The 24,102-nt window shown below is 35.1% G+C and carries 28 protein-coding genes; 18 read left to right on the top strand and 10 right to left on the bottom strand.

The genetic code is table 11. The annotated features are described in order from the left end of the window. Positions 1-139: 139 nt before the first annotated feature. The 11 genes from M2372_RS21955 to M2372_RS21905 all read left to right on the top strand — a co-directional run bounded on the left by M2372_RS21955 (position 140) and on the right by M2372_RS21905 (position 9,144). Entirely contained in the window at positions 140-982 is an 843-nt protein-coding gene (locus M2372_RS21955) for a hypothetical protein (RefSeq protein ID WP_228438874.1), read from the top strand. A 140-nt stretch (positions 983-1,122) separates the two neighbouring features. Continuing rightward, positions 1,123-2,526: an MFS transporter gene (locus M2372_RS21950; RefSeq protein WP_123321361.1), complete on the top strand. Its 1,404-nt coding sequence runs from the start codon at positions 1,123-1,125 to the stop codon at positions 2,524-2,526. 108 nt (positions 2,527-2,634) lie between these two features. Beyond that, entirely contained in the window at positions 2,635-3,510 is an 876-nt protein-coding gene (locus M2372_RS21945) for a pirin family protein (protein ID WP_123321362.1), read from the top strand. Between the two features lie 224 nt (positions 3,511-3,734). Next, entirely contained in the window at positions 3,735-4,046 is a 312-nt protein-coding gene (locus M2372_RS21940; RefSeq protein WP_115972829.1) for a GNAT family N-acetyltransferase, read from the top strand. Between the two features lie 47 nt (positions 4,047-4,093). Next, entirely contained in the window at positions 4,094-4,993 is a 900-nt protein-coding gene (locus M2372_RS21935) for a pirin family protein (protein ID WP_123321363.1), read from the top strand. A gap of 18 nt (positions 4,994-5,011) precedes the next feature. Continuing rightward, complete coding sequence (locus M2372_RS21930) at positions 5,012-5,548, top strand: NADPH-dependent FMN reductase (RefSeq protein WP_123321364.1); 537 nt, start codon at positions 5,012-5,014, stop codon at positions 5,546-5,548. Then, entirely contained in the window at positions 5,541-6,119 is a 579-nt protein-coding gene (locus M2372_RS21925) for a TMEM175 family protein (RefSeq protein ID WP_123321365.1), read from the top strand. The genes M2372_RS21930 and M2372_RS21925 overlap by 8 nt, the downstream gene beginning before the upstream one ends. Position 6,120: 1 nt before the next feature. Beyond that, positions 6,121-6,339 (top strand): (4Fe-4S)-binding protein, encoded by a 219-nt coding sequence (locus M2372_RS21920; RefSeq protein WP_123321366.1) that lies wholly within the window; start codon positions 6,121-6,123, stop codon positions 6,337-6,339. Further along, positions 6,339-6,734, top strand: a complete 396-nt coding sequence (locus M2372_RS21915; RefSeq protein ID WP_115972834.1) for an OsmC family protein — start codon at positions 6,339-6,341, stop codon at positions 6,732-6,734. Before M2372_RS21920 ends, M2372_RS21915 begins: the two co-directional genes overlap by 1 nt. Before the next feature lie 3 nt (positions 6,735-6,737). After that, positions 6,738-7,025, top strand: coding sequence for a GNAT family N-acetyltransferase (locus tag M2372_RS21910; protein ID WP_185018954.1), 288 nt, complete (start codon positions 6,738-6,740; stop codon positions 7,023-7,025). Positions 7,026-7,584: 559 nt separating this feature from the next. After that, complete coding sequence (locus tag M2372_RS21905; protein WP_123321367.1) at positions 7,585-9,144, top strand: sodium:solute symporter; 1,560 nt, start codon at positions 7,585-7,587, stop codon at positions 9,142-9,144. Between the two features lie 98 nt (positions 9,145-9,242). Here the strand turns inward: M2372_RS21905 and M2372_RS21900 are convergent, their stop codons facing one another. Next, complete coding sequence (locus M2372_RS21900; RefSeq protein WP_123321368.1) at positions 9,243-11,477, bottom strand: reprolysin-like metallopeptidase; 2,235 nt, start codon at positions 11,475-11,477, stop codon at positions 9,243-9,245. Positions 11,478-11,822: 345 nt separating this feature from the next. On the opposite strand from M2372_RS21900, the gene M2372_RS21895 reads away from it, so the two are divergent. From M2372_RS21895 to M2372_RS21885, 3 genes are all read left to right on the top strand, one after another. Continuing rightward, on the top strand, positions 11,823-12,341 hold the full coding sequence (locus tag M2372_RS21895) for a hypothetical protein (protein ID WP_123321369.1): 519 nt from the start codon (positions 11,823-11,825) through the stop codon (positions 12,339-12,341). Between the two features lie 107 nt (positions 12,342-12,448). After that, the gene (locus M2372_RS21890) at positions 12,449-13,303 is read left to right on the top strand and encodes a transketolase (protein WP_259081184.1); all 855 of its coding nucleotides are present in this window, start codon (positions 12,449-12,451) and stop codon (positions 13,301-13,303) included. A 41-nt stretch (positions 13,304-13,344) separates the two neighbouring features. Beyond that, complete coding sequence (locus tag M2372_RS21885; protein WP_115972839.1) at positions 13,345-14,292, top strand: transketolase family protein; 948 nt, start codon at positions 13,345-13,347, stop codon at positions 14,290-14,292. A gap of 199 nt (positions 14,293-14,491) precedes the next feature. On the opposite strand, the gene M2372_RS21880 is transcribed toward M2372_RS21885, so the two are convergent. The 9 genes from M2372_RS21880 to M2372_RS21840 all read right to left on the bottom strand — a co-directional run bounded on the left by M2372_RS21880 (position 14,492) and on the right by M2372_RS21840 (position 19,290). After that, a complete protein-coding gene (locus tag M2372_RS21880; protein WP_228438876.1) occupies positions 14,492-15,007 on the bottom strand; it encodes a hypothetical protein in 516 nt (171 codons plus the stop codon). Further along, positions 14,985-15,464 carry a hypothetical protein gene (locus tag M2372_RS21875; RefSeq protein WP_123321370.1) on the bottom strand — a complete coding sequence of 160 codons (480 nt, stop codon included), beginning with the start codon at positions 15,462-15,464 and terminating at the stop codon, positions 14,985-14,987. The genes M2372_RS21880 and M2372_RS21875 overlap by 23 nt, the downstream gene beginning before the upstream one ends. Positions 15,465-15,505: 41 nt before the next feature. Beyond that, positions 15,506-16,054, bottom strand: coding sequence for a hypothetical protein (locus M2372_RS21870; RefSeq protein ID WP_148060823.1), 549 nt, complete (start codon positions 16,052-16,054; stop codon positions 15,506-15,508). Between the two features lie 22 nt (positions 16,055-16,076). Then, positions 16,077-16,616, bottom strand: a complete 540-nt coding sequence (locus M2372_RS21865) for a DUF4375 domain-containing protein (RefSeq protein ID WP_123321372.1) — start codon at positions 16,614-16,616, stop codon at positions 16,077-16,079. 37 nt (positions 16,617-16,653) lie between these two features. Next, positions 16,654-17,187, bottom strand: coding sequence for a DUF4303 domain-containing protein (locus tag M2372_RS21860; RefSeq protein WP_123321373.1), 534 nt, complete (start codon positions 17,185-17,187; stop codon positions 16,654-16,656). 111 nt (positions 17,188-17,298) lie between these two features. Further along, the gene (locus tag M2372_RS21855; RefSeq protein WP_185018956.1) at positions 17,299-17,475 is read right to left on the bottom strand and encodes a hypothetical protein; all 177 of its coding nucleotides are present in this window, start codon (positions 17,473-17,475) and stop codon (positions 17,299-17,301) included. Between the two features lie 24 nt (positions 17,476-17,499). Further along, positions 17,500-18,459 (bottom strand): DUF3829 domain-containing protein, encoded by a 960-nt coding sequence (locus tag M2372_RS21850; protein WP_123321374.1) that lies wholly within the window; start codon positions 18,457-18,459, stop codon positions 17,500-17,502. A 16-nt stretch (positions 18,460-18,475) separates the two neighbouring features. Continuing rightward, the gene (locus M2372_RS21845) at positions 18,476-18,949 is read right to left on the bottom strand and encodes a hypothetical protein (RefSeq protein ID WP_123321375.1); all 474 of its coding nucleotides are present in this window, start codon (positions 18,947-18,949) and stop codon (positions 18,476-18,478) included. A gap of 20 nt (positions 18,950-18,969) precedes the next feature. Further along, complete coding sequence (locus tag M2372_RS21840) at positions 18,970-19,290, bottom strand: DUF4870 domain-containing protein (protein ID WP_123321376.1); 321 nt, start codon at positions 19,288-19,290, stop codon at positions 18,970-18,972. A gap of 239 nt (positions 19,291-19,529) precedes the next feature. On the opposite strand from M2372_RS21840, the gene M2372_RS21835 reads away from it, so the two are divergent. The 4 genes from M2372_RS21835 to gwsG all read left to right on the top strand — a co-directional run bounded on the left by M2372_RS21835 (position 19,530) and on the right by gwsG (position 24,062). Continuing rightward, positions 19,530-21,377 (top strand): hypothetical protein, encoded by a 1,848-nt coding sequence (locus tag M2372_RS21835; RefSeq protein ID WP_123321377.1) that lies wholly within the window; start codon positions 19,530-19,532, stop codon positions 21,375-21,377. A gap of 581 nt (positions 21,378-21,958) precedes the next feature. Continuing rightward, positions 21,959-22,156, top strand: coding sequence for a hypothetical protein (locus M2372_RS21830; RefSeq protein ID WP_115972849.1), 198 nt, complete (start codon positions 21,959-21,961; stop codon positions 22,154-22,156). 82 nt (positions 22,157-22,238) lie between these two features. Continuing rightward, on the top strand, positions 22,239-23,147 hold the full coding sequence (locus tag M2372_RS21825) for a hypothetical protein (protein ID WP_123321378.1): 909 nt from the start codon (positions 22,239-22,241) through the stop codon (positions 23,145-23,147). 12 nt (positions 23,148-23,159) lie between these two features. Further along, complete coding sequence (gene gwsG / locus M2372_RS21820) at positions 23,160-24,062, top strand: grasp-with-spasm system ATP-grasp peptide maturase (RefSeq protein WP_123321379.1); 903 nt, start codon at positions 23,160-23,162, stop codon at positions 24,060-24,062. The last annotated feature ends 40 nt before the right edge of the window (positions 24,063-24,102 follow it).

Here is a 24,102-nt window from a genome sequence, read left to right as displayed (position 1 = left end):
TATCTTCCCTCTTGTTTCTAAACTCTACCACAATAATTTATTAATCCTGTAGCAATACGGGATTATTTTTTGAATTAACAATAACAATATGGCATAATTTAACTGACAATCAAAAATAATATCTAATAAATAATTATATTTGGAAAACGAAAATATCAATTATAAAAAAATGAGAAGAAACCTTACTGTTTTATTTGCCTTATTATCCATCAGTTTTGCTTTTGGACAGGGAAAATATGGCAAATATCTGAACTCAAAAAAGCTTGCTTTAGCTTATAAAAGCGTGAAAGATGCTGATAAGGATGACTATTATCAACAGTTCTACTGGTTGGTAAAAGCTGAGCAACTTAAGACTTATCCTCACCTTAAGGATATAAAGCCAGTAGTGTTGTATGAATTTGTAAAATACGTAAACCCTCAGAATCCGACAAAAAAACTGGATAAAAGAGACAAAGAGCTTAGAGCTACTGCAGAATTGTCTTTAAATCAATACTTCAAGAACAAGAATTTTGAGAACAATTCTGTTTTAATGTACAACCTTGAAACTTACGTTGACCCGTCAAAAGGACAATTCTATACAAAGGTTGATCCTGAAAAGATCAAAGAACTGGTTCCGAAAGAATTGTTTGCCTTTAATTCTTTCAACAGAAATTTAGGAGAAGAAAAGACCTACTATCTTTGGGTGGATAAGAAAAAAGATGATCTTAACATTGTCGATATTATTCCTAGTGAAAAAGATGACAAATCATTCTACACAAGATTGAGACAATACCTTCCTAACTATAAGTTTTCAAAATATGTTCCTTCTGTAAAAAAAGGAAACAAGTCTGATAAAACAGATATAGAATATTATTATATCATGCCTTTCGAGCAGAATACCGATAATATTGAATACAAAACAAAGGATTTCAAAAATTTCACTTTAAGCCAGTATAGAAAAGCCGGTGACGAATGGAAAGGAGTAGAAAAACCTAAAAAATAAATCAAAAAGTCCTGTGATATTTCACAGGACTTTTTTAATTTTATATGGATTTCTTTATCTAAGAATCAAACTGCTTAAAGCAAGCATTCTCTTCAATAAAAATAAGTCTGGAATTTTTTGAATATTCCAGCCTATACAAAATGACAGAAACAAGCCCCCAACAGACCTCAATAAAGAAAATTCTTCCTTTGATTCTCGCCACTGCTATTTTTATGCAAATGCTGGATTCAACCATTCTGAATACTTCTCTTCCCTCCATTGCCAAGGACCTTCATGAATCTCCGCTGAATATGCAGAACGCTATCATCAGTTATGTATTGACTTTGGCTGTCTTCATGCCTGCAAGTGGATTTTTGGCAGACCGGTTCGGAACGAAAAAAGTATTTATTTTCTCATTGATACTATTTAGTTTGGGTTCATTATTCTGTTCACTGTCTCAAAACCTTACCCATCTTGTTATTTCAAGGGTAATTCAGGGTGTTGGAGGAAGTCTGATGACACCTGTCGGAAAGCTTGCACTCATTAAAACTTTTGATAAGAGTGAATTGCTTAAGGCTATGAACTTCGCTATTATTCCTGCCCTTATCGGGCCTGTTCTCGGACCTTTGGTAGGTGGCTATATGGTGGATTATTTGTCATGGCACTGGATATTTCTTATTAATATTCCTATTGGTTTTTTAGGAATTATTTTAGGATTAAAATTTATGCCTGATTATAGATCTGATGATGTAGATTTTGATTTTAAAGGATTCTTAATCTTTGCAGCAGCCTCTCTCTTACTCTCTATTTCCTTAGAACTTTTTGGAAATATGCAGAATATAACACCGGTTCTCATTGTATTTATCCTGGGATTCCTGTTTCTTTACTATTACTATAAACATGCAAAAAAAGAAGGACATCCTATTTTCCCTTTAAACCTGTTTCAGGTAAGGACTTTCCGCGTTGGGATTGTAGGGAACTTAGCGACAAGACTCGGGATCAGCTCTGTTCCGTTACTGCTTCCGCTTATGATCCAGATTGCTTATAAACAGTCTGCCGTAACTTCAGGATGGATCATTGCTCCAATGGCTCTGACTGCTATATTCGGGAAATCATCTGTTATTAAAATTCTTGATAAATATGGCTATCGGCAAACGTTGATGGTAAATACATTTATCATTGGAACTTTAATCTGCATGCTGGCTATTCCAGATATTCACACTTCATTATATTGGTTTGTTCCTATTATTGCTGTGCTTGGATTTTTCAATTCTATACAGTTCACTTCTATGAACACGATTTCCATTGCAGATCTCCGGAATTTTCAGACCAGCAGTGGCAATTCATTAATCTCCGTTAATCAGCAGCTCGCGATCGGTTTCGGAATTGCCTTTGGATTGATTGTTTTAAAAATATTTGAAAACTCTGACCTCATCCAGGGAGAAACTCACAATGCTTTCCGATATACCTTTCTCACGGTAGGAATATTAACGATATTATCAGGTTTTGTATTTAGAAGACTACACATTTCAGACGGAAAGAATATGAAATCAAAAGAGGAATAAGCAAAGGTTAATTGTACATCAGTCTTTTACTACAATACGAACTTATCACAGATCAATGCATTTGCTTTATAAGTATGGTAATTTTGTTTACATAAAATCAACAATATTATGGCAACTAAAAAAGTAGAAATGGTAGTATCTCCAAGACCTGCACACTTTGTAGGTGACGGTTTTAGAGTTCATAATTTTATTCCGGGCGTACATGGCTTAGATATGAAAAGAATGGATCCGTTCATTATGCTTGATTATAATTCAAAATTTCATTTTAACGGTTCAGATAGACCAAGAGGTGTAGGAGTTCACCCACACAGAGGTTTTGAAACAGTAACCATAGCCTATAACGGTAAAGTGGAACATCACGACAGCGCCGGAGGCGGTGGTATTATTGGCGAAGGCGATGTACAGTGGATGACGGCTGCCAAAGGCGTTCTACACAAAGAATACCATGAAACAGAATGGGCTAAAGAAGGTGGAATCTTTCAGATGGTTCAGCTTTGGGTCAACCTTCCTGCAAAAGATAAGATGAGCCATCCAAAATACCAGTCCATTGAAAACTCTAAGATGGAAAAAGTAGATCTTGGTAAAAATGGCTTTATTGAAGTAATTGCCGGAAATTATAATGGAAACAAAGGTCCTGCATTTACCTTCACTCCTATTCATATGATGAATGCAAAACTTAAAGCTGGAGGTAAAGCAGAATTTAATTTCCCTGCCCACTTCAACACAGCCGCTTTGGTTATTGAAGGAAATATTACTGTCAATGGAGAAGAACAAGTGAAAGCAGATCATTTTGCATTATTTAAAAATGAAGGAGAAAGCTTTACCATTGAAACCCAAGAAGATTCAATTGTTTTAATCATCAGTGGAGAGCCTATTAATGAACCCATCTTTCCTCATGGACCTTTTGTAATGAATACAAGAGAAGAGATCATGCAGGCTTTTGAGGATTTCAATACCGGAAAATTCGGATATCTTGAAGATTAAAAGGATAGATTTAAGTTTTCCTTAATCTTAAATGAGTTCTTTTTTACTAACTTTATATAACATTATACTGGGTTTAAGATGTCAAAGATTAATGTTAAATAATGGATGGATATAAACCTTATAGGTTTCGAAAACCTATAAGGTTTGTTTCTTTCTTTTATAAGCACAAAAGACATTAACCTCTTTAGACCTAGACCTTAACCAACTTTTTAATACAAAAAATTATGAAACCAGAATTTGAAAATATCCCCCTTGTAAAAGCCGAAAAAAGATTTGAAATAGAAGTTAATGGACATTATGCTTTTATCAATTATCGTGAAACAAGTCATCAGATTGCTTTAATACACACTGAAGCAGAACCAGAACTGGCGGGAACAGGTGCAGCCGCTGCTGTAGTGGAAAAGACCCTGAATTATATTGAAGAAAGCGGTAAAAAACTTCTTCCGTTCTGTCCGTATGTTTTTGCCTTTATCAAAAAGCATCCTGAATGGAAACGTATCGTAGATGAAAAATTTGATGGATACGATAAACTGTAACTATTTATCAACATTTATTTAACACATTAAAAAAGCATTACATCATTATGTCAAATATTGGACTTATCATCGAAGAAAAAGCAGCAGATATCGGAAATTTCCTGGTAGGAAGACTTCTTCCGTTCCGTGAAAAAAGAGCGGTTGGACCTTTTGTATTTATTGACCATATGGGCCCTTCGGAATTAAAAGATTATCAAAACCTTGATGTTCCCCCTCATCCACATATCGGATTATCTACATTAACTTATCTGCTGGAAGGATCTATTTTCCATAGAGACAGCATCGGAAGTGCTCTTGAGATTAAACCCGGTGCAGTAAACTGGATGACTGCCGGAAAAGGGGTGGTACATTCTGAAAGAACGCCTGAATATTTAAGACACAGTGATAAAAGACTTCACGGATTTCAGATTTGGGTGGGGCTTCCAAAACATCTTGAACAGTCTGAACCTACTTTCCATCATATTGAAGCGGATGAGATTCCGGTTTGGGAAGAAGACGGCATTCAGTATAAATTAATTGCGGGAGAAGCATTTGGAAAAACCTCTCCTGTTCCCGTACACAGCAAATTATTTTTCATTGAAATCAAAACCAAAGAAGCGAAGAAAATCAACATAGGAAAGGATCTTTATGGGGAAGCTGCTATGTATGTTCTGGATGGTACGGTAACTACTGAAGGAAACTCTTATGGTTCAAAACAGCTGATGATCGCCAAAGACACTAAGCTGTGTGAATTTGATATGAGTGAAAACGGAACGGTCTATCTTTTCGGAGGTGAACCTTTTGATGAGGAGCGTTTTATCTTCTGGAACTTTGTAAACTCTGACAAGGAAATAATTGATCAGGCTAAAGTAAACTGGAACGATCAGAATCATGATGCATTTCCTTTGGTTCCTGGTGATGAGCAGGAATACGTTCCATTGCCAAAAGCGATTTTAAACAGAAAATAATTTCAGCTGACATAAACCATGAAAATATTAGCATTTGCAGGAAGCAGTTCTTCCACTTCCATCAACAGGGAACTGGTAAAGTTTGTTTTAAAAGATTTCCAGCATGAAGAGATCAACCTTATTGATCTCAACAATTTCACAATGCCTGTTTTTTCCGTAGATCTTGAAAAGAAAGGATTTCCGGATGAAGCTCATCATTTTTTAAAAGCCATTGAAGAATGTGATGTTATCATCTGTTCTCTTGCAGAACACAACAGGTCTTACAGCGCTGCTTTTAAAAATCTTTTCGATTGGGCATCAAGGATTAATGTGAAAGTATTCCAGAATAAACCAATGCTTCTGATGAGTACTTCTCCCGGAGGGTATGGTGGTGGAAATGTTATGGATACAGCAAAAACATTTTTCCCTCAATTTGCAGCGGATATCAAGGATACTTTTTCCCTACCCAAGTTCTATGAGAATTTTGATCTTGAAAGTGGAGTGATCAATCCTGATATGCTGAGCGAGCTGAAAATGAAGATTGAAAGCTTTAAAAATTCAATTACCAATGACTAAGGGAAGACTGGAAGCTTTTAGTGATGGAGTTCTAGCCATCATTATCACCATCATGGTTCTTGAACTGAAAGTACCTGAAGGAAGCAGCTGGATAAGCCTAAAACCTCTGATTCCTAAATTTTTAGCCTATATTTTCAGCTTTATCTATGTAGGAATTTACTGGAACAATCATCATCACTTATTTCAGACAGTAAAAAAAGTAAACGGAGGTATTCTTTGGGCCAATCTTCATTTGTTATTTTGGCTTTCCATGATGCCTATTGCTACAGAATGGATCGGCACTACCGGTTTTGCAGAAAACCCTGTAGCAACCTATGGTATTGTTCTCGTATTATGCGCTATTGCCTATAGTATTTTGGAGAATGTTATTATCCGGTGTGAGGGTGAAAATTCACAGCTGAAGGAGGCTATACATTCAAAGTATAAAGAGAATATATCCATTATATTTTATATTCTGGGCATCGCTACTTCATTTTTTTATCCTTATATTGCCATAGGTTTTTATTATATAGTGGCTCTTATATGGATGATTCCCGACAGAAGAATCGAAAAATCATTAAAAGACAATTAATATGGAAACACACGAATATCCCAACGGCGACATTACTGTCATCTGGCAGCCTCAGAAGTGTATCCACTCGGCTGTATGTGTAAAAATGCTTCCCAAAGTCTACAATCCAAAAGACAGACCCTGGATAAAAGCAACCAATGCAACCCCGGAAGAACTAAAAATACAGATAGATCAATGCCCATCTGGAGCATTAAGTTATAAATTCAATACTGAAAAATAATGGCAGTAACGGTAAAAGCAAGTTTAGGAAAAACAAAATATTATACAGAGGTAACAGCGGGAGAAAATACGATTATTACCGATGAACCTATAGATAAAGGCGGACAGAACAAAGGTTTCAATCCCATGGAAATTCTGGCTACTTCTTTGGCAAGCTGTACAGCAGCAACCCTTAGAATGTATATTGAAAGAAAGGAATGGGATGTGGAAAACATCAATGTAGAAGTGGAACTTGAAAATTATCCCTTGACAAAAAAAGCAATCTTCAAAAGAGATATTACCTTTGAAGGAATTTTGGATGATGAGCAAATAAAAAGACTTCATACCATTGCTGATGCATGTCCGGTACATAAAATATTAACCAACGATATAGAAATACTAACTAAATTCTCATAAAACATGATCGAAGTAAAACAAAACAACGACGAGAAACACGGAAGTTTTGAAGCTTTCATAGATGGAAGACGCGCAGGAATAATGACGTACACCTGGGCAGGAGAAGAAAGATTTATTATTGACCACACCGAGGTGGAAGAAGCCTACAACGGAAAAGGGGTAGGTAAGGAAATGCTTTTGGCTGCTGTAGATTTTGCAAGAAAAAACGGAAAAAAAATCATTCCGCTTTGTCCTTTTGCGAAAGCCAGTTTTCAGAAGAGTGAGGAATTACAGGATGTTTTGGTGAATTAGTCACAGTTTCTACCCTTACAATACAAACCTTTCAGAGCAGATCTGGAAGGTTTTTTCTTTAAGTGGGAAATAATTTTCTTTTTAACGCTAAGTTTGCAAAGAGTTTATTTAAATTACAGCAAAGAGCTCGCAAAGGCGTTTCACTTAGCAGAAACTCTTTATCCCTCACTAGGTTCTTTCTTCACGCAAAGGTTTATTTTGGATTATATTAAATTTTAAGTGAGCAAAGAGGGAATCGATTTTCAATCGATTTGATAAAACGAACTGTTATCATTAGCTTAGAAAACAGGCCCCGCTTTAATAAATGCGAAGCTAATTTTAATGAAACAATTACTCTTTATCACTATAAAAAAGATGAAGACGTAGAGAATAATTGCTTTTATAAGTGCCATAGCTTCCTGCTTCCAGCTCCCAGCTTCAAACCTTTCTGAAAAACATAAGCTTAATCCCAAGCTTAGGTTACTTCCCCCTAAGTAATTATATAAAAATTACCTCTTAACTAAATTCATGATTCACGATGCTTCTTTTTTATATATTTGCTAAAATTTAAAATCTAAGCATGAATCCAGGAACTGTCCTTTTGCTGTTTGTCTTTATCTACTTTATCGGCCTTTTGGTGATCTCATATTTCACCAGCCGAAATTCTGACAACCAGTCTTTCTTTATCGGTAATAAAAAAAGCAAATGGTGGCTCGTTGCATTCGGGATGATTGGGACCAGTTTAAGTGGGGTTACCTTTATTTCAGTTCCAGGAACAGTTGGAAAAATGACCGGCTCCGAATATATTTATGGAGGTTTTGAATATTATATGATGGTGATCGGCTTCTTCATTGGATATTTTATTGTTGCTGCCATCCTTCTGCCTCTGTATTATAAGATGAACCTTACTTCCATTTATACATATTTGGGAAAAAGATTCAATGTGGAAGCGCATAAGATCGGATCGATATTTTTTATTATTTCAAGAGCAATCGGAGCTACAGCAAGATTATATCTGGTAGTAAATGTCTTACAGATTTTCCTTCTTGAAGGATTAGGGGTTCCATTTTGGGTAACTTCCATGGTGCTTTTACTCATGGTTCTTCTTTATACTTTTGAAGGCGGAGTAAAAACCATTGTGATTACAGATACTTTACAGACTTCTTTCATGATTATCAGCCTGGTGGCATGTATTGTATACATCCTATCTAACCTGAACCTGTCTTTTGGTGAAGCATACACAATTTTAGAACAGAAAAATTATACTCACTTTATCAATTTCGATCCTAATTCCAAGACGTTTTTCCTTAAAACCATCCTGGGTGGAATTTTCATTACGATTGCAATGACCGGACTGGATCAGGAAATGATGCAGAAAAATATCTCTGTAGATAATCTCCAAAACTCAAAGAAAAACATGTTAACTTTTGCAGGAACTCTTCTGTTAGTTAATCTTGCATTCCTATTTTTAGGTGGATTACTTTACCTTTTTGCTTTGCAACATGGAGCAGAATATGGAACAACAGGAACCGATCCTGTAAGCAATATCTTCGGATTCAAAGATGCTGCAGGAAACATCAAGAATGTTATGGGTGATGATCTTTTCCCGGCCTTATCTCTTAACGGATATTTCCCTATGACCATTTCTGTAATTTTCATTATCGGATTAATCTCAGCATTATTCCCTTCTGCGGATGGGGCATTAACGGCAGTAACAAGTTCGTATTGTGTAGATTTATTAAACCTTAACGAAGATAAAACAAAGACTGAAAAAGAAAAGAAAAGCCTTCGTATGAAAGTGCATTTGACATTCACCATTATGTTTTTTATTTTAATCATGGTATTCAAAGCTCTGAACGACAAATCTATTGTATACCTGATTATGGAGGTTGCCGGATATACTTATGGGCCGTTATTAGGACTTTTTGCCTTCGGAATTTTCACCAAGTTCCATATTTCCAAGAAGTATTCAATTCTTACAGTAACGATCCTTGCTCCTATCATCACTTATTTAATCAACTTTGCTGTGACTTCTTACACAGATTACAAAATTGGTGTAGAGCTTATTGTTCTTAATGGGCTGCTTACCTTTATCGGTTTATGGCTAGTGAAGGATAAACAGCATTTAAGAGTTGTTTAGGATTAAAAGACTTTAGTGCCCAACCTTTTGATCTTTATAAAAAGTAAAAAGGCTGTTTTCTTTTTTGAAAACAGCCTTTTTTGTGAATTGTTTATTCTTTATTCTTTAATCCATTTTATGGTTCTTTCAAAAGTTTTTGTTTTAACTTTAATCAAATAATCTCCTTTTATAAGCTGAGCCACATTAAAAGTACCCAGATTATTGTAATCTGGTGTATTATTCAACTTACTGAATACTAGTTTTCCACTTACATCATATATGGTAACATCATAAACTTCATTTGTATTTGAAAATTTAATATTAAGAAATTCTTTACCTGGGTTAGGATATATGACAAATGCATCTTTATTTCCGGTTACATCATTTACAGCCAATACATTTTTACTGATTGTAAAATTAATAGGATTAATATTAAAAAATACGTTTCCTGCCCCTGCTACCATAATTCTAGCCGTTGTTGTATTTACGTCAGGAATAGTTATAGCTTCGGATCCATCATTTGGGGTAGAGGCAACCAGAGTAGTTGGATAAGTAAGACCTCCATCCGTTGAGAGTAAAATACTTACATTGGCACAGTTTACCGGAGCAGCGGCAGTATTGGCTACATCCCATGTTATAGTCTGTGTAGAGCTAGCACCCCATGTTACCGCAGTATTGGGTGCAGTTACTTTAAACGGACCAGAGTTTCCGGCAACCGTAATAATTGCATCATCATTGGCTACTCCCCCACAACCTGCATTATTATCTCTTACAGTAAGTCTGAACTCCATTGTTCTTCCGTAAGATGGTAAAATTTCTCCTTTTGATACCGTATTGTTGAGAATACTTGTCAATTTTGGAAAGTATCTGTAGGAAGCGGTTTCCGGTACAAATGATCTGAATATAGCAGCGTTTCCGGTTGGAGTATTCCAATCTCCTTCAGGACCGTTATCATTTTGTTCCCAGCAATAGGTAAGCGCATTGTTTTCAGAGTCTGTTGCAGAACCAGTAAGCTTAAATGGTGTTCCTTTAGGGATTGTATAATCATTTCCGGCATTTACTGTAGGGGCAGTGTTGCTGACAGGAGTGATCACCGGACAATCTGCTGATGCTACTGCTGTAGTGATCGACTGAAATGAGTTGGTATGAAAAATAGGAATACTGTTGTTAGCCAAATTATTCAGAGATCCGCAAATTCCGGCATATCCCATAATCGTAATCCCGCTTCCCGGTTCTACGGCAGCATCAGCATCCCGGTTACCGCCTCCGCAATTTCCAGTTACAGCATTAAAAGTATGGGGTCCCCAAAACTGATGCCCTACTTCATGAGCAACGTAATCAATATCATAAGGATCACCAACCGGGTTACTTCTTCCTGTGATTCCTTTTCCTTTATACTCAGGATCACATATACCATAATAAGCTACACCACCACCACCTGTGCTAAAAGTATGTCCTATATCATAACTGTTAATTCCAATTATTGCATTAATCTGAGTCTGACTTTCCTCAACTAACAGGTCTGAATTATTATTACCATTAAAAGGATCCGTAGCAGGATTTGTAAAAATAAGACTCGTCTCATCAGGAACTAATATTAGTCTCACAGCCACTTCTTGCTCATAAACACCATTTACTCTGTTTACGGTTGTTACAATAGCAGACAGTGTTTGAGCCACAGTAGGAGAAGCTAGCCCTGTTGCAGCTTTTGCATATTCACCTGTACAGGCTACTGCAAACCGGAAAATTCTAATTTGATTTCCTACGCCCGGAGTGACGCTTTTTTGTCCGTTTTTTTTTTCTGCTTGAAATTTCCCGTCTTTAGTACCGCAAGTTATCGGGCTCTTATTAATTAAATCGCCTTTTTTGTAGATAATATAATTATTCAGATCATTTTTTGCATAAGGATCAATATACATATCTCCCGCCACCACAGATTTTATCTGAGCATGAAATCCCAATTCTGTAAAATCTAATTTCACAGTAGCGTATTGATCATCAACCCCTTGCCCTGTAAAAGTAACCAATTGAGGGTATTTATCAGCTAATTCAGGAGCCATTACTGAAGATTTCCAGATTTTGAATTTTGCTTTTGTTCCATCAGGCATAGGCAAAATAATAATGGGAGCCTTATCTTTAAAATCAGCATCCCTCAATTCCGGAACTGATTGGAAGTAGCTTTTCATTCCTGCTACATCTAACCTGTAACTGAGAAATCTTTCTGGTTGTATCAACCTGTCACCTGGTTTAGCCTCAACAGACCTTTCACTAATTTTTGTAAAAAAGTCCTGGGCCTTCCCCAAAGAAATGGATATCATAAATATCCCTAAATAGAGTAATTGTTTAATTTTCATTGTGTATGTGGTTTTAACTCTTAAATAAATAATCAAAGGGGGTTAAAAATAAATTATTTAACCAAAAATAATTATAAATCTAGACAATAAACCTATACAAAAAAACAAATATTCTCTATCTATTCATAAAACAATACAGATTCTAATAATCTGAAAAATAAATACTTAAAAAACAATAAACATCATGGAAAATATCAACAAGGCTGCTTTGTATTCACTTCTAATGGTAAAAAATTCGGAATTTTATCAGAAGGCCCTCAAATATTCTGTGTTCATCCTTTATAGAGGGATCTATTTCAATATCTTTGAAAGCAAGAATTAAAATAAAAAAACAGTATTAAAACTATGAAAAAAATTATTTCACTTTTCATCTTTGTATTAACATTTAACTCTGTGGCTGCTCAGGAGAATTTTGAAGTCTCTACCTTAAGAATTGGGCCTTACAAGATCTTTATGGAAAAAAGTGAAGCAGAAAAAATTGCAGGGACTACAATCAAAATTTCTGACGGACAGCAAAAGAGTTTTGTAAAATACAATGGAGAGGCTATTAGTATTGAAGTTTTTCAGGGGTATGGTGGAGCAGCAAAGCCTGATGCTGTTACCATTGCAGGAATGACCACTACCAGTAAAAAATTCAAAACCAAAAGCGGAATGGGTGTTGGAAGTACCAGAGATGAATTGATTAATGCTTATAGAAATTATCCTATATTTAGTGTTCGCCCGGAGGTTGATGACAATGGTAAACGTGTTAAAGATGCAGGATACTTTAATATTGAGGACTATGATGCAGGAACTCAGTTAACATTTAAATTTATTAATAATATCGTTACAGAAATTACTGTTTACATCAACGAAGGCTGTTAAAAGCAGGAAAATATTCAAATCAATCAAAATCCGGATTTTTATATCCGGATTTTTGCATTTCCGTAAGCCGGTAAAAAATTGTAAATTCGCGTGCAAATAAATCAGATATAATGAGTAAAAGTATTGAAGAGTTAAAATCTCTTACTACGCAGATCAGAAGAGACATTTTAAGAATGGTCCACGCTGTAAATTCAGGACACCCGGGAGGAAGCTTAGGCTGTACAGAGTACTTTACAGCACTTTATGGAAAGGTGATGAACTATCATCTTCCTTTTACGATGGAAGGCAAGAATGAAGATCATTTTTATCTATCAAACGGGCACATTTCTCCTGTGTACTACTCTACTTTGGCAAGATTCAACTTCTTCCCGGTAGAAGAATTGAAGACTTTCAGAAAGCTTGATTCAAGATTACAGGGACACCCTACTACTCATGAAGGTCTTCCAGGGATCAGAATTGCTTCCGGTTCTTTAGGACAAGGTCTTTCTGTAGCTTTGGGAGCTGCTTTAGGTAAAAAAATGGACGGAGACCAATCTCTTGTTTACACTCTTCACGGAGATGGTGAACTTCAGGAAGGTCAGGTCTGGGAAGCACTGATGTTTGCTGCTGCTAAAAAAGTAGATAACATTATTTCTACTATTGACTATAACGGACGTCAGATTGATGGTGATACAGATGATGTATTAAGCCTTGGAAATCTTCACGCTAAACTTGAAGCTTTCGGATGGATTGTTTTAGAAGAAAAGAACGGTAACGATCTTGAAGCTGTAATCGGTATTCTTGAAAGAGCAAAAGCTGAAACAGGAAAAGGAAAGCCTGTGGCCATCATGCTTCACACAGAGATGGGTGCCGGAGTAGACTTTATGATGGGATCTCATGCTTGGCATGGTAAAGCTCCTAATGATGAGCAATTGGAAACTGCATTCAAACAATTGTATTTAGAAGCTCCTGCTGACTACTAATCTCTAACCATCAGTTAAACTCTCGATTAATAAAAATAAAAATGAAATATACATATACAGAAAAAAAGGACACACGTTCAGGATTCGGAGCCGGATTAGCTGAGCTTGCTGATAAAAATCCTAATGTAGTAGCACTTTGTGCAGACCTTATCGGATCTTTGAAAATGGAGAAATTCATTGAGAAAGCTCCTGAAAGATTTATCCAGGTGGGTATTGCAGAAGCAAACATGATGGGTATTGCTGCAGGTCTTAGTATCACAGGGAAAATTCCTTTCACAGGAACTTTTGCAAACTTCTCTACTTCAAGAGTATATGACCAAATTCGTCAGTCTATTGCTTACTCTGGAAAAAATGTAAAAATCTGTGCATCTCACGCAGGTCTTACGCTAGGAGAAGATGGAGCAACTCACCAGGTATTGGAAGATATCGGGATGATGAAAATGCTTCCTGGAATGACGGTAATCAACCCTTGTGACTACAACCAGACAAAAGCGGCTACTCTTGCGATTGCTGATTTTGAAGGTCCTGTATATTTAAGATTCGGTAGACCCACTGTTCCTGTATTCATCCCTGAAGATATGCCTTTCGAAATTGGAAAAGGAATCATGCTTCAGGAAGGTACTGATGTAACGATTGTTGCAACAGGGCACCTTGTATGGGAATCTCTTGTAGCTGCTGATGAACTTGAGAAAGAAGGCATTTCTTGTGAGGTAATCAACATCCACACGATTAAGCCTCTTGATGAAGAGATCATCTTAAAATCTGTTGAAAAAACAGGGAAGATTGTAACGGCTGAAGAACACAACTACCTTGGTGGTTTAGGGGAGTCTGTTGCGGGAATGCTTGCAAGAAAAAGACCTACAAGACAGGAATTTGTAGCAGTAAACGATACATTCGGAGAATCTGCAACACCTGCTGAACTGATGAAAAAGTATAAGATTGATGCTGCTGCAGTGAAAGAAGCTGTAAAGAGAATTTTAGCTAACTAATCATTAGCTTTATCATAATAACTGCGGGCTGTTTCTTCGAAACAGCCCGCAGTCTTTTATTGAATGAGTGATTCAATGTTGGAGTTAACCACCCCGTCAAAAATTCTTTAAATTTTTGACACCCCTCCACAGGAGGGGAATAGTTATACATAGAGTTATCATGGTTGTAGTTTCTACCCTACTTATCGTTTGTTTTTTATTATTCCGGTTGATTCAAAGGAATTCCCACTGCTAGAAGAATTGGGCATAATATTTCTGTTATATACTCTTCCTGTCTTCTGTCTGAAGCTTTTGATCCTGAAAAGTAATTGCTGATCCTGTAGTTTTTCACAAACTGATTGCGTTTCTTTCCTATGGAATAGTAATATCCACCTGTTTCATCATTGATAAAATAGGTCATTTCATCAAAAGTCATAATTTTTTTAGAAAGGATCCATTTTTTGTAAATACATTTCTCAGATTTATCAAAAATATACTTCACAGGAATCCTGAAAAACAGATCAAACAGGAAATAGATCATATAAATCCCCCATATTATCAATGCAATTTTGAACTGATCTGCAGACATTTTATCCATAAAATAATAGATAATGACCAAAAGGGCAATCATTCCAAAGGCCAGCCACCAGATTAAAGTGCGCAGGAAGCTGTAATTGGGCATAAGGCTTATTTCACTGCCATTCTCTTCAAATTTATAACGGTCTGTTATGTTCATTTCCTGAATCATTAATTTTCATGATGTCTTCTGTTTCATTCACCATCTTTTGGATTCCTTTTTGCGACAAAGCCTGCCCAATGGTCAGATGTTTTTCTTTCCCTTCTACTTCAAAATAAATAGACAATATTACATTCGTGGTAATAAAACCCATATACTTTGTAGCCAATACATGGAAATTGGTAAAATCCTTTAAATCATAAGTTTTTGCCGGAACAAAAATGGTATGCTTCCCGGTAATGGTTTTTCGGTCCATATCAATAATAAACTTCTTGGTAAAGAAATTAATAGCGATAAGTACTACCAATGCAATAAGAATAAGGCTGAGGATTCTTACATCTTTAAAGATCCATCCTGCTATTATTAAAAAGAAAAGACATAAAACAGATACGAAAACCGGTTGATTTTTAAAAATGTATTGGTTTCCTTCCTGTTTGTAAAATTTATAAGAGTTCATAATAGATTTGGGTTTATATTTTGTTTAGTATTGGGTTTGAATCAATTTTCATAGCGTAGGGCAATCTCATCTTCATTAATGGTCTTCAGAGTATTTAAATCTGTTCTGAAATAGGTATCATGAATAGAAAAATAGGCATCCATTTTTACTTTGGTCTGTTCCGAAGCTTTCTTCCAGCAGTCAAAAAACCATTGTTCAAACAGTTTATATTTTTCGTCATCATATTCATCCAGTATATCATCAAAATCCTCCCCTTCATAATGATCCTGAAAATCTGAAGCTGCCATCCATATTTTTTCCGGGATCAGCGCATCCCAATCACTATTTTCTTCAGCATTGCCATTCTTTTCAGTGGGCAAAGAAATTGTATTGGTCGCGATTTTATTGTTGCCGTCTACGCCCCAGAATACAATATTCAGATATTCATATTCGTACTCGAAATAGAATGCTCTGATATCAGATCTTCCGTTGTTCCCAACATAACTGATATGGTCTCCGTTCAGCAGATGACTCAAATCTTCTGTAAGCTTATCACTGATTGCTTCCAGATAATTTTTAAATTCAATATTGAGCTTTTTAAGATCTTCCATAAGACTGATTTTGTTGTAATGATTATGATCTTTCAATTTTTCTCCCAACAAGTTTTTCTAACGCTGAAAACATTTCTTCAACAGGCAAAACCTGTAGATCAGGATGATTTCTCAACCATTGCGAATGTAATACTATTAAATCTTCTTCCAAGCTATAAAATGAACTATTTTTTAGCTTATCCCTGGTCTTATTAGGTCCGAAATATTCGCTTTTCAGATATTTTTCAAGTTCTCCTTCTTCCAGGTTTTCTACTTTTGTACACTGTTCAAGAAAAAGGATAAGGTTCTTTTGCGCGCCAGTTTTTTTCAACCCTTCTTCAATATCCCGATTGAGTTCCGGTGACCATCCTGAATTCCATACAAACTGGGAAAAATTCCCGTTGGAATATTGGGCGAGATAGTAATCAAGATAATAACTGATGATAGAATCTTCATGCATATTTTCTGGCTCAAATCCTTCTTCGTTCAGGAGATTCACCACAGAAATATTGGATAGGATCAGATCATAAGGATCGTTACTGTTATAAGATGTGTCTGAGACAATTATTTTATCTTGCTTCATATAATATAATTAATGTGTTTTTTTATTCTTCATTCTTCTAATTGCCCCAGGTTTCCATCCACTCCAGATATTCACTTTTATACTCATTATCGTTCAGTCTGATAATGATATCTTTCAGATCCTGCTTCTCAAATTCATAATCTGACACCGTAAAAATCAGGAAAATATCTTTCCCTATAGTATTTTTAAAAAAGTTCTCATTTTTAAGTTTTTCCAATACTTCAATACAACTAGTATAAAGCTTAGCCTGAAATTGCTGAAACCATTCGTCATCTTCTTCATGTTGATCAAGCTCTGTTCTCAGATGGGTACAAATTTCATTAAAATCCTGATCTGCACCTTCCATTTCGTACGTCCATTCCGCAGGTTCGTATTTATAATATACGGCATCATCTTCATCAATCTCTTTAAGGGTCTCCACTGTATTGGAAGAAGGGCAGACTGTCATTGCTCCTTCATCACTATACAACGCAAAACTGTAAATGTTTTCAGCGCCATGCTTTTCATACATTTCCAAAAAAGCCTTTTTTGCTGCTTCTTCTATCTGTTGCTTCAACGTCTCAAAATCCATGCTTCGTATCTTCTTTAAAATGGGCGGTAAAATTACCCTTATCCTGCTTTGTATTTTTTAAAAGTACAGCCAGTTTCATGATTATGGCTAGTCTTTTTTTATTATTGAAGATTATCTGTTTTTGTTGTACAGGATAAATCCCGGAATTATAATGGCCGCTGCAATGATTAATAGAGGAAGTTCTCCATATCTGAACAGCCAGGATGTTTCTTTAGAAGGTCCTATTTTCACAACAACAGTCAAACAGAAACCTATGATAATCATAATAATTCCTAGTGTTTTTTTCATAATCCAAATATTAATTGTTATCAATTAGTCTACAAAATTGTTATAACGGCTAAGTACAGTATTTGCTTCGCTTTCAAGGTCATCAAGATCTTTGTTCAGTTCAGCACTATTTTCGTTCAGGCTTCTTTGAACAATTCTCATTTTACCCAGGAAATCATTTACCGAATTATTAAAAGCCATATAACTTCCTTCTTTGTGTTTTTCAGATGATGGGATTTTTTCATCAATATTCCGTTTATACAATTTTTCCATCTGCTGATACTCTTGGGTAAATTTCTGTTTGTAAGTGTTCAGATCTTTAATATCATAAGAATCATCAACGATCTTTTGGGCAAGTTCCATCACTTCTTTAGACTGAATGATGTGATCTTTCAACGGATGCCCTTTAAGAACCTCTATTTCTGCCTTATCTGCCTTGGGAGAAAGTTTGGAAAACAAATCATTGGCTGCCTTACGGTTTTCCTGAATAAGTTTTTGGGATTTTTCAGTGATCTCAGTGATTTTCTTTCCTTTGTCATCTTTCCAGTCTTCGGCTGTTTTATAAGTTTCCAGCTCTTTCTTCAGCACTTCCAGCTCAGAGGCTGTTTCCTTCATCTTATCAACAAGTACCTGATAATCTTTACCCAATGCATCCGGTGCCTTAATGTCCTGGTTGACCCACATCATAATAGTAGGCGTAAATATGGGGGACATCCCGATATGTTGAGGATTAGCCGTTACACTCTTTACATATTCATCCATCTGCATCAATGACTCCTGAAAATTTTTGATGAAATCCGTCTGGGCTTCATCCATTTTCACAACCTTATTATTAAAAGCAACGATATCCCTGTTTTCATCTCCTGAATTGACACTAAAAGGGTTTGTCTGATTATTATTACTCCCATTTTGTGAAAGCTTTTCTTTAATTTTCTCTAGTTTATCACAGGAGGTCATCGAAAGCCCGAGACTGAGTATTCCTGCAATGAGCAATGATTTCTTCATAATCTGATATTAAAAATTAAATAAGTGTTCTGTTGTATTTTTTATTAAGGTCTTCCAGCTCATTCACTACTTCCTGCATGGTTCTCTTACTGAAGGATTGAGATATGACCGGACGCTTAAAATGGGATATATTTTTGAAATTACCATATAGATAACAACCTAAAGGAATCATACTCAAACCGATGGTCTGCAGTTCAAATCCTTCAAAATCATTAAGATCATAAGTAAGTTTCCTACGTACCAACCCTGTATTGATAACTGTTAGAACCTGTGAAGCAGGATCAAAATAAATTTTAGGGGGAATAAAGGAAATAATGGTTAGTAAAAGTGAAAATACCAGCATTCCGATTCCTGTCTTGAGATAGCTGGTATTCACAATCACAATGATAGAAATCAATACCCAGATCACTACTATCAGATGTTGTAATGATATGTACTGCTTCACCTGATAGCCTGCTCCTTCCCTTTTTAGATGCTTGAATCCTTCCATTGATGTAAGTTTTTCAGATTCTATCCGATAAACGAAAATTTATCTTCAACCATTTTTCCGATTAACGGCAAAGGTTTTTCAACTTCATTGGCTGCATTAATGGCTCCAATAATCATCAGTACTAATGGTAATAATCCTATTACTCCCAAAATACCGAGATGAGTAACCGAAATTAAAATACCAAGAATTACTGGCAGAATAAGAGAAAGAATAGCTGCTCCTAAAGACTGCTTAAGATGATATTTTAAAAAGCTGTCTGGTTTTTCTTTTCCTAATACAAAAGAGATCAGCCATCCTATAATGGTGATGTATGATACGATAGATAATGTCTTGTTGTCCATAATAAAGTTTTTTAATTAATATTTTTTTGATTTTTTACTGCCTCAAAATTGCGACAGGAAAGCATATCTCCAATTTTTTGTATTACTACAAAACAACTTCAACTCAAAGAAGGAGTGCCTACAAAGCGTCTACAAAACACCATAACAAACTATTTAACAGTAATTTAAACAAAGACTACAATTTCTTTTTTTTACTTTTAATCAGTGATCAGTCTTTGCAATTTTTGTACTTTCACCTCATGAAACGGAAGTTCACTTTTTTATTTTTCATATTCTTTATCTGTATTTTTTGCCCGGCTCAAAATACATACATTGATGGACTTAAGAACCAGTTGAAGAGCAATACTTCTGCTGAGGAAAAATTTAAAATCTACAATGAACTTACAGAATATTACAGAGTCAGTGATCAGTATTCTACTGCTGAAAAATACATTCAGGAACAATTAAAACTGGCCAAAAGTGAGCGTAATTATACTGAAGAAGTAAAAGCTCTGGTTCAGAATGGAATCATTAAACTTAATCAATCTGAATATGATAAGGTTCCAAATCTCATTGATGCTGCTCATGCAACTGCCCAAAAATCAAATGATAAAACGGCCTCTCTCTATGCTGCTTATCTGAATATTTATTATAATAATACCTTGGGAGAGTCTGAAAATACCATTAAACTTATTCAGAAAATTCTTCCGGAAGTTGAAAAGCAGCCTTCAGAGATTCTTTTGAATGCTAAACTCAATTATCTCCTATATGGTATTCACTCTGAGTGGAATGATGCAAAAAATGCAACCCTATATGCTCGAAAAGCAGTAGAACTAGCCCAAAATTCAGGGAATAAGAACATGTTGAGTTCAGCCTATTCTGCTATGGCAGTCTGCTATTATTTTCCCTATGAAAAAACCGGCGATCTAAAGGATTTAAAACGTGTAACAGATATGTGTAAAAAAGCTGTTGCTCTTTATCATGAATTTCCGGGACAGGTTTCAGCTCATGCTCATGCTCTTGCATTATTAAATCTTGCCAATTATTATCTGAGCTATCCCGTCATTACGCCGGAAATCCGTAAGGAAATTCAGGATGATACAGCTGAAATCCTCAAACTCACTCAACATACGACTTTAAACCAAGGTATCCAGGCCGGAGCATTAGGAATTCTGAGCAATCTTGCAGCACGTGATCAGGATGATGCATTATCAGAACAGTATCTTTTAAAATCTGAGCAGATCTTACTCACACAGCAACCTGTATACTATCACGTCATGATTAATATAGTTACTGACCTTTCTAAGCTGTATGTAAAACAGAAAAATTATCAAAAGGCTTATGAATACCAGGCTAAAGTAACAGAATACAGTAATCTGCTGTATAACGAAGGACAGGCAGAGACCGCAAAAAGACTGGAAGCCCAGTTTCAGTCCCAGAAAAAAGAGACCGAACTGAAAGCTCTTACAGAAAAAACAGCAAGCCTTAAGAAAGAGAAGTTCCTGTATATAGGACTTGTAATAATAGGGCTTATAGGAACATTTTTTATGTTCCGTTCTTATCATTATAAATTACGCTACTCTATTGTAAGGGAAAAAAAGCTGAATACTGAAAAATACGAAGCTGAAATGCGGGTAAAACTTCAGGAAGAGGAACAAGCCAGACTAAAAGCTGAGCAGGAACTTCTTACCTTACAACAACAAAAACTTCAAAGTGAAGTTCTGGCCAGTCAGTTGCATATTCAGCATAAAAATGAGGTGCTTCACCAGCTTCAGACCAAGCTTTCAGATACAGATATCAATATCAACCAGGTAGTGAAAGAACAAAACCGGGTAGATAATGATTTTGAAAAGATCAGGTTTACCATCCAGGAATTACATCCTGACTTCTTCAAAAACATCAATGAAAAGGCTAAACAGAAGTTAACACCATTGGATTTGAAATACTGCGCTTATATCTACCTTGGAATGGATACAAAACAAATTGCCAATCTCCTAAACGTGGAACCTAAGAGTGTAAGAATGACTAAATACCGTTTAAAAAAGAAATTTGGACTGGATGAAAATATGGCCTTGAATACTTTCTTTCAAGGCGTATTTTCAGCTTAAAACCATCGGTGTATTTTTTAGCGGAAAATAGACTTATTATTTGACACTGTTTATATACAAAAATTTAGCAGCTCACACATTCAAAATATATCTCCATTATTGCCCCATAAAGACATCATTTTTTCAAAAACACTCCTCAAACTACCATTTAATATCTATCCGGTTAAAAAAATTAGATACAACTTGTATCTAATATGTAATTTATGTACAATAGAAAATAATTCATGCTTTTCAGCTTCATTATCCTGATTCCATTTTCTTTTCTCACAACAAAACTTTATCCTTTTTTTTATTTTCCATCACCTTGTTAAATCACACTCAAATTGAATGTAATAAATCATGTACAATTACTTCAATAACTGTACATTTTACGGGTTTCCATAATAAAATATTACAAAATAAACACAAATTTAATCACTATTAAGTGATGTAATTATTTTTAGTTTTGAACCATCGACGTTGATAAAACATTCTGTATTTGGATTGTATATGTACAGTACATATTTAAACATCAGAATGAATCACCCAATGCCAGGGATCATATGGCAGACTATTTTATTTAACAAACAAAAACTCTTAAAATGAAAAAATTAGTTGGAATGAAGAGAAACTTCTCTTCTTTAGAAAACAGAAAACTGAATAACTCAAAGGTTATATTTGGTGGCGGAACAAATACTAGAACCACTTCAGAAACAGGAGCAAACGGAAATCCTGGCAATACTGGTGATACCAAATTATATAATGACGGGGAGCTCGTTGCTACGTTAGAAATAGATTAATTAATATATGGAGGGAGACTCTCCCTCTATATTCTTGACTAACTAACAGGCAATCAACATAAACCGGTCAAAATATAAGAGAATGAATTATATAAAAAATATTTTTATACTCATTGTTGTCTTACTATTCTTTTCCTGCCAGACTAGAAAAGTAAATTATATAGACTATTACCATAAATTATATGCCATTGATAGCAGCTTTAGAGTAAATAAAGATACACTATCAACCATTAAACAGTATAAAAAATTATTTAGGAAATATCCTTTGTTTCAACAAAATGAAAGACTTAAGGAATATGAAACTTATATTAAGCTTTCTGATAAATTCAATAAAAACTTTGGTGGAAAAAAAAGTCTTTACAGGCTTATAACACAGGTTGCTCCCTATTGGAAATATAAAAAAGCAGATCCGGATTTTTTCAAACTTTATAAAAAGTATGGAATTGATAGCATTCAGATAGAACAGGAAGTGATACAATGGAAAAAAAGCCTTAATAAAGAATTAGTAGATTCTTTCAGTATCGCATTTAACAGAGATCAATATAATCATCGTATTGGCACAATCGTTAGTATTAACGATAGGAAGAATGCAGATCTATTAGTTTGGACTTTAAAAAAAAATAGATTTCCCTCAATTCAGAAAATTGGTCTGTATGGGAATAACGGTGTTTTTATGCCAATGGGACTACTATTCAACCATATGGCAGGTTATGAACATTATGAATACTTTAAAACAATGCTATTAGAATATGTAAAGTCCGTTGAATGTACTCCTAGAGATTACATGGAAATGGTTGACAAACATCAATATATTAATCATCTGGAAACTCAATACGGTATATTCATACATTATTCTACACCCGATTTTAATGCATCAGATTCTGCAAGGATAAACCGTAACCGTAAAGCAATAGGTTTTCCAAGCCTTAAACAATCTGCTAACATTACAAAAGACTTTCAAAAGCTCAATAACCGAAAGGTTTCAAAATAGAATAAAGCACCTATGATACTTATCATTTCGCAAAATAATGAAGCTACTACAAATGAAGTTATCAGATATCTGATGATCATGAAGAAAAAATTTATCCGTATTCATGAAGATGAGGTATTTGAAATCAGAACACATAAAAAGAGGATATTCTTACAAAGCCTTACCAATCGTTTTTTTCTTGATGAAATTAACAGTGTATGGTATAGAAGAGGTAAATTAAATTTTAACCGTTTAAAATATAGTAATCCTTCAATTAACCTTGATATGTACGAAACACAGCACTGGCTTGAAGATTACGTCAGAATGACTCTTGAATCAAAAAAACATATCAACAAAGAAAGCACATGCCATATTAACAAGCTTACTGTGCTTGAAAGGGCCAAAGACTTAGGTTTTGATGTTCCTGAATATTTTCTCGCTGAAAATACCGAAGAAGTAGAGATTAATAAAACGATCGTAAAAACTATAGGGGGAAATGTTATGTTGGAGGAAATCAAAAAGGACTACGGTGGTTTTATGTATACCTCAATTGTTGAAAAAGAGGAAAAAAATGATTTTTTCATTACTTTTTTTCAGGAAAAAATTGAAAAAGATTTCGAGATCAGAACTTTTTATTTGAATACAAAGTGCTGGTCCATGGCAATTTTCTCACAAAATGACCAACAAACAAAAATAGATTTCCGAAAGTATAATGATAAGAAACCTAATAGAAATGTTCCCTATCAGCTTCCAAAACACATTGAAGAAAAGATCCATCTGTTGATGCAATCCTTAGATCTCAATTGTGGTTCAATAGACTTTATCAAAAAAGAAAACAAATTTTATTTTCTGGAAATAAATCCCATAGGACAGTTCCTGGGATTATCAAATATCTGTAACTATCAATTGGAAAGAAAAATAGCTGAATATTTATGAGAAATTTATACAAAGAAAAAAATAAACTGCCACTCACCTT

It is taken from the genome of Chryseobacterium sp. BIGb0232 (assembly GCF_024810195.1).
GTDB lineage: Bacteria > Bacteroidota > Bacteroidia > Flavobacteriales > Weeksellaceae > Chryseobacterium > Chryseobacterium pennae.
This window is presented reverse-complemented; position numbering and strand designations above follow the sequence as displayed.